General features: G+C 68.1%; 14 protein-coding genes. 7 read left to right on the top strand and 7 right to left on the bottom strand.

All coding sequences use genetic code 11. The features are described 5' to 3' along the window. Positions 1-34 precede the first annotated feature (34 nt). The gene (locus ACIBK2_RS10560; protein WP_396965926.1) at positions 35-841 is read right to left on the bottom strand and encodes a sulfurtransferase; all 807 of its coding nucleotides are present in this window, start codon (positions 839-841) and stop codon (positions 35-37) included. 251 nt (positions 842-1,092) lie between these two features. Here ACIBK2_RS10560 and ACIBK2_RS10555 point away from each other — a divergent pair, with 251 nt between their 5' ends. Then, the gene (locus ACIBK2_RS10555) at positions 1,093-2,325 is read left to right on the top strand and encodes a benzoate/H(+) symporter BenE family transporter (protein ID WP_396965731.1); all 1,233 of its coding nucleotides are present in this window, start codon (positions 1,093-1,095) and stop codon (positions 2,323-2,325) included. A 94-nt stretch (positions 2,326-2,419) separates the two neighbouring features. Here the strand turns inward: ACIBK2_RS10555 and ACIBK2_RS10550 are convergent, their stop codons facing one another. From ACIBK2_RS10550 to ACIBK2_RS10540, 3 genes are all read right to left on the bottom strand, one after another. Next, positions 2,420-3,817, bottom strand: coding sequence for a uracil-xanthine permease family protein (locus ACIBK2_RS10550; RefSeq protein ID WP_396965729.1), 1,398 nt, complete (start codon positions 3,815-3,817; stop codon positions 2,420-2,422). A gap of 90 nt (positions 3,818-3,907) precedes the next feature. Continuing rightward, on the bottom strand, positions 3,908-4,714 hold the full coding sequence (locus tag ACIBK2_RS10545) for an SDR family oxidoreductase (RefSeq protein ID WP_396965727.1): 807 nt from the start codon (positions 4,712-4,714) through the stop codon (positions 3,908-3,910). Positions 4,715-4,803: 89 nt separating this feature from the next. After that, a complete protein-coding gene (locus ACIBK2_RS10540; protein WP_357386696.1) occupies positions 4,804-5,295 on the bottom strand; it encodes an Lrp/AsnC family transcriptional regulator in 492 nt (163 codons plus the stop codon). Positions 5,296-5,430: 135 nt separating this feature from the next. On the opposite strand from ACIBK2_RS10540, the gene pdhA reads away from it, so the two are divergent. The 4 genes from pdhA (at position 5,431) to ACIBK2_RS10520 (ending at position 10,242) form a co-directional block, all read left to right on the top strand. Beyond that, on the top strand, positions 5,431-6,543 hold the full coding sequence (gene pdhA / locus ACIBK2_RS10535) for a pyruvate dehydrogenase (acetyl-transferring) E1 component subunit alpha (RefSeq protein WP_396965725.1): 1,113 nt from the start codon (positions 5,431-5,433) through the stop codon (positions 6,541-6,543). Beyond that, positions 6,540-7,523, top strand: coding sequence for an alpha-ketoacid dehydrogenase subunit beta (locus ACIBK2_RS10530; protein ID WP_379286364.1), 984 nt, complete (start codon positions 6,540-6,542; stop codon positions 7,521-7,523). The genes pdhA and ACIBK2_RS10530 overlap by 4 nt, the downstream gene beginning before the upstream one ends. Before the next feature lie 66 nt (positions 7,524-7,589). Further along, the gene (locus ACIBK2_RS10525) at positions 7,590-9,053 is read left to right on the top strand and encodes a dihydrolipoamide acetyltransferase family protein (protein WP_396965924.1); all 1,464 of its coding nucleotides are present in this window, start codon (positions 7,590-7,592) and stop codon (positions 9,051-9,053) included. 589 nt (positions 9,054-9,642) lie between these two features. Further along, the gene (locus ACIBK2_RS10520) at positions 9,643-10,242 is read left to right on the top strand and encodes a hypothetical protein (protein ID WP_396965722.1); all 600 of its coding nucleotides are present in this window, start codon (positions 9,643-9,645) and stop codon (positions 10,240-10,242) included. Between the two features lie 65 nt (positions 10,243-10,307). Here ACIBK2_RS10520 and ACIBK2_RS10515 read toward each other — a convergent pair whose 3' ends face one another. Together ACIBK2_RS10515 and ACIBK2_RS10510 are read right to left on the bottom strand one after the other, a co-directional pair. After that, a complete protein-coding gene (locus ACIBK2_RS10515) occupies positions 10,308-10,700 on the bottom strand; it encodes an acyl-CoA thioesterase (RefSeq protein WP_396965922.1) in 393 nt (130 codons plus the stop codon). Between the two features lie 26 nt (positions 10,701-10,726). Next, on the bottom strand, positions 10,727-11,680 hold the full coding sequence (locus ACIBK2_RS10510) for an AraC family transcriptional regulator (protein ID WP_396965720.1): 954 nt from the start codon (positions 11,678-11,680) through the stop codon (positions 10,727-10,729). 81 nt (positions 11,681-11,761) lie between these two features. On the opposite strand from ACIBK2_RS10510, the gene ACIBK2_RS10505 reads away from it, so the two are divergent. After that, complete coding sequence (locus ACIBK2_RS10505; protein WP_396965718.1) at positions 11,762-12,592, top strand: SDR family oxidoreductase; 831 nt, start codon at positions 11,762-11,764, stop codon at positions 12,590-12,592. A gap of 207 nt (positions 12,593-12,799) precedes the next feature. After that, positions 12,800-14,044: an MFS transporter gene (locus tag ACIBK2_RS10500; RefSeq protein WP_396965716.1), complete on the top strand. Its 1,245-nt coding sequence runs from the start codon at positions 12,800-12,802 to the stop codon at positions 14,042-14,044. On the opposite strand, the gene ACIBK2_RS10495 is transcribed toward ACIBK2_RS10500, so the two are convergent. After that, positions 14,022-15,149: a DUF5925 domain-containing protein gene (locus ACIBK2_RS10495; protein WP_396965714.1), complete on the bottom strand. Its 1,128-nt coding sequence runs from the start codon at positions 15,147-15,149 to the stop codon at positions 14,022-14,024. The two genes, ACIBK2_RS10500 and ACIBK2_RS10495, sit on opposite strands and share 23 nt — an antisense overlap. Between the last annotated feature and the right edge of the window lie 12 nt (positions 15,150-15,161).

Here is a 15,161-nt window from a genome sequence, read left to right as displayed (position 1 = left end):
TTCGGTAAACCCGACCGGCCGGGCAGCCCGGCGATCAGCTCCCGGTCGCGACAGGCCGCTTCGGGTCGTTCGACCACTGCGACCAGGAACCTGGGTACAGAGCCGCGTCAATACCGACGACGGCGAGGGCCGCGACCTGGTGGGCCGCAGTGACGCCGGAGCCGCAGTAGACCGCGACCGGTTCGGCGGTGAAGCCGGCGAAGCGGTCGCGCAATTCGGCCGGAGCGCGGAAACGTCCGTTGGCGTCCAGGTTTTCGGCAGTAGGGGCGCTGATCGCGCCGGGGATGTGCCCGGCCCGCGGATCAATCGGCTCGATCTCGCCGCGGTAGCGCTCGCCCGCGCGGGCGTCGAGCAGCACGCCGCGCCAGCGGGCGGCCGCGTCGGCATCGATGACCTTCAGGTGGCCCGGGCTCAGTGCGACGTCGCCGGGTTCCGGATCGGGCTCGGTGCCGGTGGCGAGTTCGCCGCCGGAGTTCGTCCAGCCGGGCAGTCCGCCGTCGAGGATGCGCACGTCGGCGATGCCTGCCCAGCGCAGCAGCCACCAGGCGCGGGCGGCCGCCATGCCGCCGGTCGCGTCGTAGACGACCACCGGATCACCGTTGCGGATGCCCCAGCTGCGGGCGCACTTCTCCAGCTGCGCGATGTCGGGCAGCGGGTGCCTGCCGCGCGCGGGCGAGGGCGGCGCGGCCAGCTCGGTCTCCATGTCGACGAACACCGCGCCAGGGATGTGGCCGTCCAGATAGTGTTGCGGCCCGTCCGGGTCACCCAGCGACCATCGGACGTCCAGCAGGCGAACCTGCTTGTCCGACAACGCTTCCCGAAGCTCCACCGGTGAGATCAGTACCGCGCTCAACCCAGCTCCTAGTCCAGTAATCGCACCTTCGCGCACCGAATACCCACCAGACTACGCATCTGAACAGGGCAATGTGGCTGCACCCCAGCGCTACTCGCCGGTAAGGGGCAATCGGACAACCCAGACCGTCGGGTGCGACCCCACCGTATGCCGCCCTGGTCGCACGGTTCGGCAATTCGGTCCAGTTTCGGTCGACTGGCCCGTGACGGACCAGTCCAGTTGCGGGCAGGATCGCCACAATGTCGAACGTTTCCCCGCCCACCGCGGCACCTCCCGAGCAGGTCGACGGGCCGGAATCCACCGTCGCCCCCGAGGTCGGCCTCGCGCAGCCGCTAGGCGCGGGTGTTGTCACCGCGCTGGTCGGTTTCACCAGCGCGTTCGCCGTGGTGCTCAGCGGACTCACCGCGGTCGGCGCGAACGCGGCACAGGCGGCCTCGGGGTTGCTCGCAGTGTGCGTGACGCAGGCGATCGGCATGCTGCTGCTCAGCTACCGGTATCGGATGCCGATCACGCTGGCCTGGTCCACGCCCGGCGCCGCACTGCTGGCGAGCACCGGCGCGGTGGTCGGCGGCTGGCCGGCCGCGGTCGGCGCGTTCGCGATCGCCGGGGTGTTGATCGTGATCACCGGCCTGTGGCAGCGGCTCGGCAAGCTGGTCGCCGCGATTCCGGTGGAGATCGCGCAGGCGATGCTGGCCGGGGTGCTGCTGCCGCTGTGCCTGGCGCCGGTGAAGGCGGTGCAGTCCAGTCCGGCGGTGGTCATTCCGGTGATCCTGGTGTGGCTGGTGCTGCAGCGGGTGGCCAAGCGCTGGGCGGTGATCGCGGCCTTCGGCACGGCGGCGGTCGGCTCGGGGATCAGCATCGCCGTGCAGCACCGGCACCTCGACTTCGCCGCGATGGTGCCGTCGGTGGAACTGACCGTGCCGCACTGGAATTGGCAGGCGATCATCGGCGTCGCGATACCGCTCTACATCGTCACCATGGCGTCGCAGAACATTCCGGGCACCGCTGTCATGAAATCCTTTGGCTACCAAGTGCCGTGGCGGGCGGCGATGACGGTCACCGGCATCGGCACCATCCTCGGCGCTCCCGCGGGCGGCCACGCCATCAACCTCGCCGCGATCAGCGCCGCCCTCTCGGCGGCTCCCTCGGCCCACCCCGATCCGAAGAAGCGCTGGATCGCCACCTTCACCTCCGGCATCGGCTACCTGGTGCTCGCCCTCGGCTCGGCGGCCGTGGTCACCCTCATCGCCACCGCACCCAAAGGCATCCTGGAAACCGTTGCGGGCCTTGCCCTGCTTGCCACGCTGGCTGCCGCGTTGACCGGTGCCCTCAGCTCCGAAAAGCACCGCGAAGCAGGCATCGTCACCTTCCTGATCGCCGCATCAGGCGTGGGCTTCCTCGGCATCGGCGCTGCGTTCTGGGCCCTCATCGTGGGACTGGCAGTCCGCAAGGTGCTGACCCTCCGCGACTGACCGGCGTGGCCGCTCACCAGGCCACGAACACCCGGCGAGTGGCACATGGTGGCGTCAACCGTCGGGCGGGTCCGCCACGGTGTGCCCCTCGCGGTCAGGCGGGGGCGGGGTGCGGGGATGCGTTGTCGCGGTGGTCTTTTGGTTCGGCGATGGCCGGTTGCTCGGCCGTTTTCGCAGCGGCGCCGCCTCGGGCGAGCGCGCTCAGTTTGGTGTGGTTGAAGAGCAGGTTGAGGGTGAAAGCTGTTGTCGCGCCCAGGGTTATGCCGCTGGTGAGCAAGATCTGGGCCGAGGACGGGAAGTGCACGAACATATCCTTCGCCATCACCGGCAGCAGGCCGACGCCGACGGCGGTGGCGACGATGGTGGCGTTGACCCGATCGCCGAGGTCCGCTTTGCGCAGGGTGTCGACGCCGACGACGGCGATGGTGGCGAACAGCACCAGCCCGACGCCACCGACCACCGGCTGCGGGACCGCCGCGACGATCGCGCCGAAGCGGGGCACCACGCCGAGCAGCACCAGGATGACACCGCTGGTCGCGGTGACATAGCGACTGAAGACCTGGGTGACGGCAACGGCGCCGACGTTCTGGTTGAAGATCGTGTCGATGAACGCGGTGAACATCCCGCCGAGCACGCCGGACAGCCCGTCACCGACCAGGCCGCGCGCCAAATCGCCCTTGCCGATGGGCTTTCCGGTGATCTCGCTGATCGCCAGCATGCTCGCCGTCGACTCGGCGAACACCACCGCCATCACCACGCTCATGGCGACCACCCCGGTGATCGGGAACTCCGGCGCGCCGAAGTGGAACGGCTTGGGCAGGCCGACCCAGTCGGTCCCGGCGATGCCGTCGGTGTCGATCAGGCCCATCGGGACGGCGACGACGATGCCGACCACCAGACCGATCAGGACGCCGAGCTGAGCGACCATGCCGCGGCCCAGGCACAGGAATCCGACGGCGATCAGGAAGACCAACCCAGCGAGCGCGATATGCGACGGCGCGGCGAAGGTCGGCGCCTTCGGGTCGGTGCCGATGATCAGCCCGCCCGCCACCCCGATCAGCGAGACGCCGACCACGGTCAGCACGGTCCCGGTGACCAGCGGCGGAAAGAACCGAACCAGACGGGCGAACGGCCAGGCCAGCGCGACGCCGACGACACCGCCGATCATCATCGACCCGTAGACCGCGGGCAGTCCGTACTCCTTCGCGATCATGATCATGGGATCGAGTCCGATGAAGGTGGCCCCGCAGATGATCGGCAGCCGCGCACCGGCGAGCTTGGCCACCCCCAGGCTCTGCACCAGCGTGATCACCCCGGCGATCAGCAGGTCCGCGCTGATCAGCAGGGCAATAGTGGCCCGATCGAGCCCCGCGGCCGCGCCGAACACCAGCGGCACCGTGATGCACCCGGTGTACATGATCAGCACGTGCTGGATGCCGAAAGTGAGCTGCCGCCCGAAGGGCAACCGGGTATCGACTGAATGCGCTGTCACTACCATGCCTACAGAACTAGTCGGTCTTCTTTACATCGAGCGCCCACAATGTTTCCCCCGCGTGACATCACACTTCTATATCTCCCGCACTCAGCCTTGCAGGGCGGCCTGGAAGCGGCGCATGCCGTCGATCCAGCGGTCGTAATCGGCGCCCTTGTGGCGGTACATCTTCAGCACCTCCGGATGCGGCAGGATCAGGAAGTGCTCGGCTTCGACACCGGCGGCAACGATCTCGGCCACCTGATCCGGTGACAGCACCGCGCCCGCCGTCTTCACGGCCTTCACCGCGAGCTCGGCCTCGGCGGCGTGATCCGACGGGACCAGGCCGGCATGCAGGAGTTGGGTGTCCACCCCCATCGGGCAGATGCAGCTCACTCGAATGCCCTTGTCTCCATAGGTGACTGACAGCCACTCCGCGAATCCGACGGCGGCGTGCTTGGAGACCGCGTAGGGCGCGGACCCGAGCTGGGTGAGCAGCCCCGCCGCCGACGCGGTCGACACGAAATAGCCCGACCCGCGCGCCAGCCAATCGGGCACCAGCAGCCGTGCCGCGCGAACGTGGGCAAGCACATTGACCTCCAGCGCCGCCGCCCACTGCGCATCGGTGCTGTCGAGCCCGGCGCCGCCGCCGATGCCCGCGTTCGCGAAATACAGGTCCACCGGCCCGAATTCGGACTCGGCGCGATCGATCAGCACGCGGATCACCCGCTCGTCCGAAACGTCGCCGCCGACCCCGACCGCTGCGGTACCCAGAGATTCGGCGACACGGGTCGCTCCGTCGGTGTTGAGGTCGGCCAGCACCACGCGCGCACCGTCGGCAACCAGCCTGCGAGCCAACGCCTCTCCGATGCCGGCGCCGGCCCCCGTGACGATCGCAACCTTGCCCGAAATCTCCATTCCCGCACCCTAGTGGGGCCGTGCGGGCCCGCCGCTACGAATTCGATCTATCGGGTTCGAGGTCAAGAGGTTTCGCGGGCAACTATCGGTCAGTTACCGCGCGACAGTCGATTCAGCAGCGGCGCGGTGCGCGGGCCGACCAGCTCGCGCATCACCAGCGCCATGTTGGTGCGCTCGACGCCGGGAATCTTCAGTATCTGCCCGGCAATTCGATACAGGTCGTCGGCGTCCCTGGCGACCACGCGAACCGTCAGATCGGTGAGCCCGGTCATGCCGCACACCTCGGTCACCTCCGGCACCTCGGCGAGTTCGTCTACGACAGAATCCAATTGGTGCTGGTCGACGACCACCGCGACAAAGGCAGCCAGCGGATAGCCCAGCGCGCGCGGCTGCACCCGGCGCTCGAAACTGCCGAGCACGCCGCCCGCCTCCCAGCGGGACAGCCGAGCCTGCACGGTGTTGCGGGACAGCCCGAGCCGGGCGGCCAGCTCCACGCCGGTGGCTCTCGGATTGGCGACCAGTTCCAGCAAGAGCCTGGCGTCGGTGGCGTCCAAGGTCACATCGACGGTTTCTCTGGTCATGCGACGCAGTATGACATTACTGCTGGGGTAAGAATTGAGCATTCTGCGCATTCGCGTGTCTATCACTTGCGCAGATCGCATTATCGTGGATGCTGTGAGGTAGAGCACACCGGAATGGTGAGGAGGCGGCTACCGATGCCAGACAAGGTCGAGTATCCGGTTCAATTGGTCCAGCCCGACGGTCGCCGCGTCCTCGATCGAGAGCACGCCGCGCTGGTCGCCGACGTCGGTCCCGAGCAGCTACGCGCCCTATACGAGGACATGGTCGTCACCCGGCGGATCGACACCGAGGCGACCGCCCTGCAACGACAGGGCCAACTCGGGCTATGGGCCCCGCTACTGGGGCAGGAGGCCACCCAGGTCGGTTCCGCGCACGCCCTGCACCCCGACGACTACGTGTTCTGCAGCTATCGCGAGGCAGCCGTCGCGTACTGCCGCGGCGTGCATCCCACCGAGATCACCCGGCTCTGGCGCGGCGTCGCGCACTCCTGCTGGGATCCGAACGCGGTCAACATGACCAACCCGAACATTATCGTCGGCTCGCAGGGCTTACACGCGACCGGCTACGCCTACGCCGCGCACCTGGACGGCGCCGAGATCGCGACCATCGCCTACTTCGGCGACGGCGCGAGCAGTCAGGGCGATATCGCCGAGGCGCTCGGCTTCGCCGCGAGTTGGAGCGCGCCGGTGGTGTTCCTGTGCCAGAACAATCACTGGGCCATCAGCGAACCGGTCCGGGTGCAGAGCCAGACCCCGATCGTGCGCCGGGCCTACGGCTACGGCATCCCCGGCGTGCAGGTCGACGGCAACGACGCGCTCGCGGTACTCGCCGTGACGCGGCAGGCGGTGGCGCGCGCCCGCTCCGGCGGTGGACCGTCGTTCATCGAGGCGCTCACCTATCGGATGGGCCCGCACACCACCGCCGACGATCCCACCCGGTACCGCTCGTCCGCGGAGACCGAGGAGTGGGCCCGCCGCGACCCGATCGACCGGCTACGCCGGCTGCTGGAACGGGAATCGCTGTCCGACTACGCCTTCGAGCGTCAGGTCGCCGAGCATGCCGACGAGGTCGCCCGCCAGGTGCGCACCTCCACCATCGAGATGCCGAACCCCGAACCGATGGATCTGTTCGACCACGTCTACACCACCCCGCACGCGCTCATCACCGAAGAGCGACGGGAGTACGCGGAATACCTGGCCGGCGATCCCGGCGAGGCGGCCGCGCGACCGGAAGGAGTCCCTTCATGATCACCACTTTCGCAGCAGCGCTGAACACCGGACTGCGCCGCGCGCTGGAGGACGACCCCAAGGTCATTCTCATGGGCGAGGACATCGGCCGCCTCGGCGGCGTCTTCCGGGTCACCGACACGCTGCAGAAGGACTTCGGCAACAACCGCGTCATCGACACCCCGCTCGCCGAATCCGGCATCGTGGGAACAGCTTTCGGCATGGCACTGCGCGGATACCGGCCGGTGTGTGAGATCCAGTTCGACGGATTCGTCTATCCCGCCTTCGATCAGATCGTCTCGCACGTGGCCAAGATCCACTACCGGACGCAGGGAAAGGTTAACGCGCCCATCACGATTCGCATTCCGTTCGGTGGCGGGATCGGGTCGGTGGAACACCATTCGGAATCGCCGGAGGCCTATTTCGCGCACACCGCCGGGCTGCGCGTGATGACGCCGAGCAATCCCGCCGACGCGTATCTGATGATCCGCCAGGCGATCGCGCTGGACGACCCGGTGATCTTCTTCGAACCCAAGCGGCGCTACTGGGACAAGGCCGACCTCGACTTCCTCGCGCTCGACCGCGACGGCGGGCTGCCGCTCGACCGGGCCAGGGTGTGCACCGTCGGCACCGATGCCACCGTGGTCGCCTATGGCGGCACCGTGGCCACCGCGCTGTCCGCCGCGAAAATCGCGGCAGAGGAAGGACATTCGCTAGAGGTGATCGATCTGCGTAGCCTTTCGCCGATCGACTTCGACACCATCGAGGAGTCGGTCGCCAAGACCGGCAGGCTGATCGTCACCCACGAGGCGCCCGTTTTCGCTGGTCTCGGTGCGGAAATCGCCGCGCGGATCACCGAACGCTGCTTCTACCACCTGGAGGCGCCGGTGCTGCGCGTCGGCGGATTCGACATCCCCTATCCCCCCGCTAAGCTCGAAAAGTTCCACCTGCCCGACCCCGACCGCATCCTGGCCGCGGTCGATCGAACGCTCGCCGCCTGACGCCGGTCCGCCGTAGTGAGAGGTGCCAACGTGGAAGAACGTGCCGAGCCGGGTCGGGGCAACGTCCTGGAATTCCGGCTCCCCGACCTGGGCGAAGGGCTGGCCGACGCCGAGTTGGTGTCCTGGTCGGTCAGCGTCGGCGATGCGGTGGAGCTGAATCAGACGATCGCCGAGGTCGAGACGGCGAAGGCGGTGGTGGCGTTGCCGTCGCCGTTCGCCGGGGTGGTGGTGGAGTTGCTCGCACAGCCCGGGGAGACCGTGCTGGTCGGGGCGCCGTTGATTCGGGTGCGGAGCGATGAGGCGCCGACCGGGCGGGAGAGTGCGACGAACGGTGCCGAGGTGTCGAGTGATGCGCCCGGTTCGGGGCGGACCGCGGTGTTGGTCGGTTACGGGCCGGAGGGTGAGGCGGTGTCGCGGCGGCGCAGGCCCGTTACCGCCACATCTGTTGCTACGGAAGCAGATTCGGGGCCTGTTGCGAGATCTGACTCCGTTGCGGAACAGACTGAATCATCTGCTGCGCAAGCGATTTCACCTGTCATTGCGATTCCTGAAGAGGAAGCCGCAGAACCCCTCTCGCACAACACAAGACCACCACTGACCACCACCAGAGCAGCCGCCACACCCGCTGCTCGCCGGCTCGCCCGTGAGCTGGGCATCGATCTGTGGTTCGTCGCGGGCTCCGGCCCGGACGGCGCGGTCACCGTCGAGGACGTGCGCGGCGCGGTCCCGGTCTCACAACCGCGCACCCTGGCCGGTCAACCGCAGCCCGCGCAGGCAACACCCGTACCGGCCGTCGCCGATCCCGACGGCGGCGTGATCCGGCCACCGGCTGGCGAGGTTCGCACACCCATCAGCGGCATCCGCAAGCGCACCGCGGCCGCCATGCTGGCCAGTGCTCGCACCATCCCGCAGGCGAGCACCTTCGTCACCCTCGATTGCACCGCGTCGATGGAGCTGCTCGACCACCTGCGCAGCACCAAATCCTTTGCCGGACTGGCCCTTACCCCGCTCGCACTGGTGGCGCGATCAGTACTGGCGGCACTTGCCGAATTCCCGGAGATCAACGTGTTCTGGGACGAGGCGAATCAGGAGATCGTCACCAAGCACTACGTGAACCTCGGCGTCGCCGTGGCCACCGACCGCGGACTGCTGGTGCCGAACATCAAGGAGGCGCAGACGCTGAACCTGCGCGACCTGACCCGCGAGATCGGCTGGCTGGCCGAGACCGCGCGCTCCGGCGGCGCCAGCCCCACCGACCTGCGCGGCGGCACCTTCACCATTACCAACGTCGGCGTGTTCGGCGTCGACACCGGCGTACCGCTGGTGAACCCCGGCGAGGCGGCGATCCTCTGCCTCGGCTCGATCCGCAAGCGCCCGTGGGTGTTCCGCGACGAACTCGCGATCCGCTGGGTCACCACCCTCGGCATCAGCTTCGACCACCGCATGATCGACGGCGAACTCGCCTCCCGCTTCCTCGCCACCACCGCGAGCCTCCTCGAAGACCCCCTCACCCTGCTCAGCCGCATCTAGCGCCAGCTACCCACACAGCCGCACGCCTTCTGATTTCTGGCACCTGGATTCGCATGCGATTTTAGGTGCCAGAAATCAGGAGTGGTGCGGCCTATCGGCGGACACGAGTTATCCACACGGCGCGAGTTATCCACAATCGGGTGCCCGGGGGTAGGCGTGAGGATTCGAGGCAGTCAGGATCGTCGCCATGGAGGAGATACAGCGCCGTCGGAGCGTTTTGGCACAGGGGTATACCGATCACGACATCCGCCAGCTCTATCGTGGGCACGGGTGGCGTCGCCTCGGCCATGGCTGCTACGTCGCAGAAGCGGACTTCAGCAACCGCGACAGTGCCGGAAAACACCGAATTCTGATCGAATCGACCCTGCCCGCGCTCGCCGCGGACGCGATTGTCAGTCATCAGTCCGCGGCCGTGCTGTACGAGTTGCCATTATGGGCAACAGCATTGGATCTGGTTCATGTAACGCGAGACCGACGCAGCGGTGGGCGGATCCGTCGTGCATCGAAAATCCACTGCGCTCCTATTGCGGATGGAGTGGTGGATATCGACGGATGGTGGACTACATCACCCGCACGTACCGTCGTTGATTTGGCGCGCACCCTCCCCTTCGAGCAGGCCGTCGTGGCGGGCGATGCGGCTTTGCGGATGCTCGGTGTCACGGCATCGGAACTGGCGCTCGAACTCGAGTTCGCCAACCGTCGCAACGGAATATCGCAGGCACGCAGAACCATCGGCTTCCTCGATGCGCGCAGTGAAAGTGTCGGCGAGTCGCGGAGCCGGGTGATGTTCCGGCGACATGGACTACCGATACCGGCCCAGCAGGGTGAAGTACGTTCCGCGGCAGGAGAATTCCTGGGTCGCGTAGATTTCTACGACCAAGAGGCAGGCGTTGTCGGCGAATTCGACGGACAAGTCAAGTACGGCCGACTGCTGACGTCGAGGCAAGAACCCGGCGACATCGTCTTCAAGGAGAAGGTTCGTGAAGATGCGATCCGCGACACCGGCCTGCGGGTGGTCCGGTGGACCTGGCAGGACCTCACCGGCGAATTGGCGATCCGCCGGTGGCAACACGCCATCGACGAGGCTCGCCGTGCCCCCAACCCCCGCGCCACGATCACCCCCGCAGCACTCCCCGCCCCCGCACGTCCGCGGATCCAGCCGTTGCCGACACAGCCGCACCATTCTTGATTTCTGGCACCTGAAATCGCATGCGATTTCAGGTGCCAGAAATCAGAAGGCGTGCGGGGTCGACCTCAGTCGGTGACGAGGGTAGTGGCAGCGGTGCGAATTACGGCCGGAATCTCTACTGGCTTACGGGTTTCGGCGTCGACGTAGACGTGCACGAAGACGCCGGTGGCGGCGAGTTCGAGCTCGCCGTCGGCGTCACGGAAGATGGCGAGGTCGTAGGTGATGCTGGAGCGGCCGAGCCGGGAGACGCGCAGACCGACCTGTAGCTGGTCCGGAAAGCTGAGCGAGCCGACGTACTGGCACGAGGTCTGGGCGACCACGCCGAGCGCGGGCAGGTCGCGAATGTCGGTGCCGGTGGCGTGCATCAGCCACGCGTTGACCGCGGTGTCGAAGTACGAGTAGTACGTCACGTTGTTGACGTGCCCATAGTGGTCGTTGTCCGCCCAGCGGGTGGGCATCGGCCAGAGCACCGGATACTGCTGCGTCACCCGGCCGACGATAGCTCAGCCGGGGTGGCGCCCTGGCGGTGGTCGCGCGGGCTGACGCCGAAGTGGCGTTTGAAGGCGGTGCTCAGGGCGAAGGCGCTGCCGTAACCGACCTGGCGGGCGATGGCTTCGATGGTGGCGTCGGATTCGGCCAGGAGGTCCGCGGCCAGCGCGAGGCGCCATTCGGTGAGGAAGGACATCGGCGGCTCGCCGACCAGATCGGTGAACCGGCGGGCCAGCGCGGCCCTGGACACCCCGACCGCCTCGGCCAGGCTGGCCACCGTCCAGCCGTGCGCCGGATTGTGTTGCAGCAGCCGCAGGGCCTTGCCGACCAGCGGGTCGCTGTAGGCGTGGTACCAGGCGGGCGCGTCGTTGCGGGCGAACCAGGCGCGCAGTGCGGCGATCAGCACCATGTCCAGCAGCCGGTCCAGCACGACGCCCTGGGCAGGCTCCTCCTTGACGGCCTCGTCGACCAGGATGTCGAGCAGCCTGGTGTCGAAGTCGCCGCGTTGCAGCACGATGACCGGCGGCAGGGCGCGCAGCAGGCGCTGGCTGGCCGCGCCGGCCGACTCGTAGGTTCCGGTCACCATCATGGTGGCGCCGTCGGCGTCGGTCCCCCACTGGCGCACGCCGAGACTCAGTGTCTCGCAAAGGACTTCGCCGTCGAGTGTCTTCGTCACGTTGCCCGGATGGATGACGATGTCCGGCTGGGTGGCCGGGTCGTCGGCGAGCGTGTAGTAATCGGGTCCGCGGAAGATCGCGACATCGCCTTCGCACAACTGCCGGGGCGCGTTCTCGCCCATCATGATCCAGGCGCCGCCGCGCACCATCGACACCACGGCGAGCGACGCTTCGTCTTGAATGCGCAACGACCACGGCGGCTTCAGCAGCGAGCACATCACGAACGCGCCGCGGGCACGTGGACCTTCGAGCAGACTGGCGAGCGCATCCACGCCTCCCACAGTAGACGATGGCGCATGATCATGAGCCGCTGAACTATGTCTCGTCTCGGCCGCCGCCGATGTACTTGAGCCATGACAAACAACCTCATCCTCGTCACCGGCGGCACCGGCAAGACCGGCAGCCGCGTCGCCACTCGCCTCGCGCAGGCGGGCCACTCGATCCGGATCGGCTCGCGCTCGGCCGAGATCCCGTTCAGCTGGGACGACCGCGGGACCTGGCCCGCGGCACTGGCAGGCGTGCACGCCGCCTACGTCGCGTACCAGCCCGACCTCGCGGTGCCGGGCGCCCCGGAGACCCTGCGCGCGTTCGCCGCCGCCGCGAAGCAGAGCGGCCTGCGCAAGCTGGTGCTGCTGTCCGGTCGCGGCGAGCCGGAGGCGGTCGAATGCGAGGAGATCGTGCAGGAGTCCGGCCTCGACTGGACCATCGTGCGGTGCAGCTTCTTCGCGCAGAACTTCAGCGAGGGCGCGTTCACCGACTACGTCCTGGCCGGTGAGGTCGCGCTGCCCAATGGTGATGTGCCGGAACCGTTCGTGCACGCCGACGACATCGCCGATGTCGCCGTGCGCGCCCTCACCGAGGACGGGCACCAAGGCGAGGTCTACGAGTTGACCGGGCCGCGCGCGCTGACCTTCGCCGCGGCGGTCGCGGAGATCGCCGAGGCGACCGGGCGCGAGATCGCCTTCATCCCCGTCTCGCGCACGGACTTCGTTGCGGCACTGACCGATTACCAGGTGCCCGCCGATGTGGTGAGCCTGCTCGACTACCTGTTCGGCACGATCTTGGACGGCCGGAATTCGAAGACCGCAGACGGTGTGCGGCGCGCGTTGGGCCGGGAGCCAAAGGATTTCACCGAATACGCCCGCGAGACGGCCGCGACAGGAATCTGGAACATCCAGGGCTAGTGCGTGGTTGAAACAAATAGAGACTGTGCAGACGACAAGCACAGACTGGGCAGACGACCCGCGGAGCCGGATCGCAGTGGCGCGATCCGGCTTCCGGACCGGTAGGCCGAGGATGTCCTGCCCCGGATCCCGCGAGGTCACGCCGGTCGCTTGCCGACATCGAGGGGGTGGGGCGCACGCAGAAATCTCATCGGTACCGTCGAGATGATGGTGACCCCGACGGCTGACCGACCGACCCGCGTCGCCAGGGTCGCCGTGTTCACGGTGTTCGGCTTGAACGGCTTCCTGCTGGCCATGTGGGTCGTGCACATTCCGCCGATCACCGATCGGACCGGCGTGTCGAAGTCGACGCTCGGGATGTTCATCCTGCTGATGGCCGGGGCGGGCATCGTCGGCATGCGTATCGCCGGACCGCTGGCCGATCGGTTCGGCAGTCGCACGCTGGTCGGCGCCGCCGCGGTCATCGCGTCGGTGGCGGTGATCGGGCCCGGTCTCGCTACCGGCCCGGTCACCTTGGCGATCGCGTTGGCCTGCTTCGGTTTCGGCAACGGTGCGCTGGACGTGTCGATGAATACCCAAGCGGTGCATGTGGAACGGGCGTACGGCCGGCCGATCATGGCGGCGTTCCACGCGCTGTTCTCCGGTGGTGGACTGCTCGGGTCGCTGCTCGGTGCCGCGACCTTGCGTGCCGGGTTGGATCTGCGAATAACGCTGGTGTCGGCGGCAATCGCCTGCATGACGTTGACCTTCGCGGCCCTGCCGCGCCTGCTCCGCGACACCGATCCACAACAACCGGCAGCTGAGGACCCGCACCAGAAACGTACGGCCCCGCAAGACTTCAGTGGACGCGAGCACAGCCGAAAGGTCTTGGCACTGGCGGTGATCGCGTTCGCGGTGCTGCTCACCGAGGGCGTGGCCGCCGACTGGAGCACCCTGCAGCTGCGCGAGCACCTCGACGCCGACGCGGCCACCGCGGCACTGGCTTTCGGCGCTTTCTCGGTCGCGATGACCGCGGGCCGCCTGGCCACCGACCGGGTGAGCGGCGCCTTCGGCCGGGTCGCCGTCGTCCGCTACGGCATGCTGATCTCGGCGCTCGGACTCACCATGATCCTGGCCTCCCCCTGGATCCCACTGACCTTGCTCGGCTGGGCGTTGACGGGCCTCGGCCTGTCCGGCAGTGTCCCCCAGATCTTCACCGCCGCAGGCAATCTCGGTACCGACAAGGCCGCGACCGACATGTCGCGCGTGTTCAGCTTCGGCTACCTCGGCCTGCTGGCCGGACCCGCGGTGATCGGCTGGCTCACCGCGGTGGTCCCGCTCACCACCGCGATCGCCGTGCCGCTCATCGCGGTGCTGGTGTGCTGCCGCTATGCCGGAGTCGTCGCGCCGACCAGCACCGAATCCGGGCGCTCGCCGATTGCGGACCGTGTCACAGGTAAAGACCGGGATTGACCGGATCTGCCTTGATCGACTGGATCTTGGTGTCGCCGTCGCGCAGCGCGACCAGTTCCGCCAGCGTCGCACCGTCCGGGCAGGCGGCATCGGCCGGGGTGTCGGGACGACGTTCCCTGGCGAGCCAAGCCGCCGACTCGGCGGGCGACAACCGGCCGACCTCGAGCTGGGCCAGGCAGCGGCCCGGACGGGTGACCGCGGGATGTAGCCGGGACAGGTCCTCGTTGGTGGTGATCGCGACCAGCACGTCCCTGCCCTGACCGAGCATGCCGTCGGTCAGGTTGAGCAGCCGCGAAAGTCCCTGACCCGCCGTCTCTTTCGCCTCGCCGCGGATCAGCTCGTCGCAGTCCTCCAGCACCAGCATGCGCCAGCGCTTGGTGTCGTCGTCGCCGTCGATGCCCGCCGCCACGTCCATCAGGTAGCCGGGCTTGCCGAACATCACCTCGGGGTCGAGCACGCAGTCGAACTGACACCACGGCGCCCACGCGCGGGCGAGAGCCCTTAGCGCCGTGGTCTTTCCGGTGCCGGGCGGTCCGTGCAGCAGCACGAGACGGCCGCGCACGTCGGCCGCCGTCAACGCCATCAGCCGATCCAGCGCGCCCGAGACATCCTCGGGATAGTTGCCACGAATCGTCGGCCACTCCGGTGCCGAGATGGTGTGGCCCCGGCGCTGCGGGCCGTGGCCACTCATGTGCCAGAAGCCCATCTCGATGGTCTCGCCCACCTCGGGCTGCGCGGCCGCGCCCTTGATCGACTCGGCGAGCACGGTGGCGGCCAGTTCGTCGGTCTCGGCGGTCACCTCGACCATCGCCGACCCACCCGACCAGCGGATGGCGCGCAACGACCAGCCGGTGCCGACCACCAGAGTCGCGGTGCTGTCCTCCTCCTGCACCGAACGCACCACCCGGCCGTATTCGGGGCGCAGCAGCGCGTCCGGGTTGATCCGCTCGAACCGCGCGATGTGCGCGCAGGGTTGATCGCCGCGCAGGAACGGCGTCACCGCGAGGGCGTCGATCGCGTCGCGGGTGGAGTAGGCGGAATCGACCGTGACAGCCCACGGCAGCCGCTCGGCGAGATCGGCCGAGGGCTCGCTCGGGTCGATCAACCGAAGAGGCTC

The organism is Nocardia sp. NPDC050175 (genome assembly GCF_044459885.1).
Taxonomy (GTDB): domain Bacteria; phylum Actinomycetota; class Actinomycetes; order Mycobacteriales; family Mycobacteriaceae; genus Nocardia.
This window is presented reverse-complemented; position numbering and strand designations above follow the sequence as displayed.

Excerpts from the sequence above, each read along its gene's own strand:
- ACIBK2_RS10555 (WP_396965731.1), top strand. The coding sequence starts at position 1,093 with ATGTCGAACGTTTCCCCGCCCACCGCGGCACCTCCCGAGCAGGTCGAC.
- ACIBK2_RS10545 (WP_396965727.1), bottom strand. The coding sequence starts at position 4,714 with ATGGAGATTTCGGGCAAGGTTGCGATCGTCACGGGGGCCGGCGCCGGC.
- ACIBK2_RS10540 (WP_357386696.1), bottom strand. The coding sequence starts at position 5,295 with ATGACCAGAGAAACCGTCGATGTGACCTTGGACGCCACCGACGCCAGG.
- pdhA (WP_396965725.1), top strand. The coding sequence starts at position 5,431 with ATGCCAGACAAGGTCGAGTATCCGGTTCAATTGGTCCAGCCCGACGGT.
- ACIBK2_RS10530 (WP_379286364.1), top strand. The coding sequence starts at position 6,540 with ATGATCACCACTTTCGCAGCAGCGCTGAACACCGGACTGCGCCGCGCG.
- ACIBK2_RS10515 (WP_396965922.1), bottom strand. The coding sequence starts at position 10,700 with ATGCCCACCCGCTGGGCGGACAACGACCACTATGGGCACGTCAACAAC.
- ACIBK2_RS10505 (WP_396965718.1), top strand. The coding sequence starts at position 11,762 with ATGACAAACAACCTCATCCTCGTCACCGGCGGCACCGGCAAGACCGGC.
- ACIBK2_RS10500 (WP_396965716.1), top strand. The coding sequence starts at position 12,800 with ATGGTGACCCCGACGGCTGACCGACCGACCCGCGTCGCCAGGGTCGCC.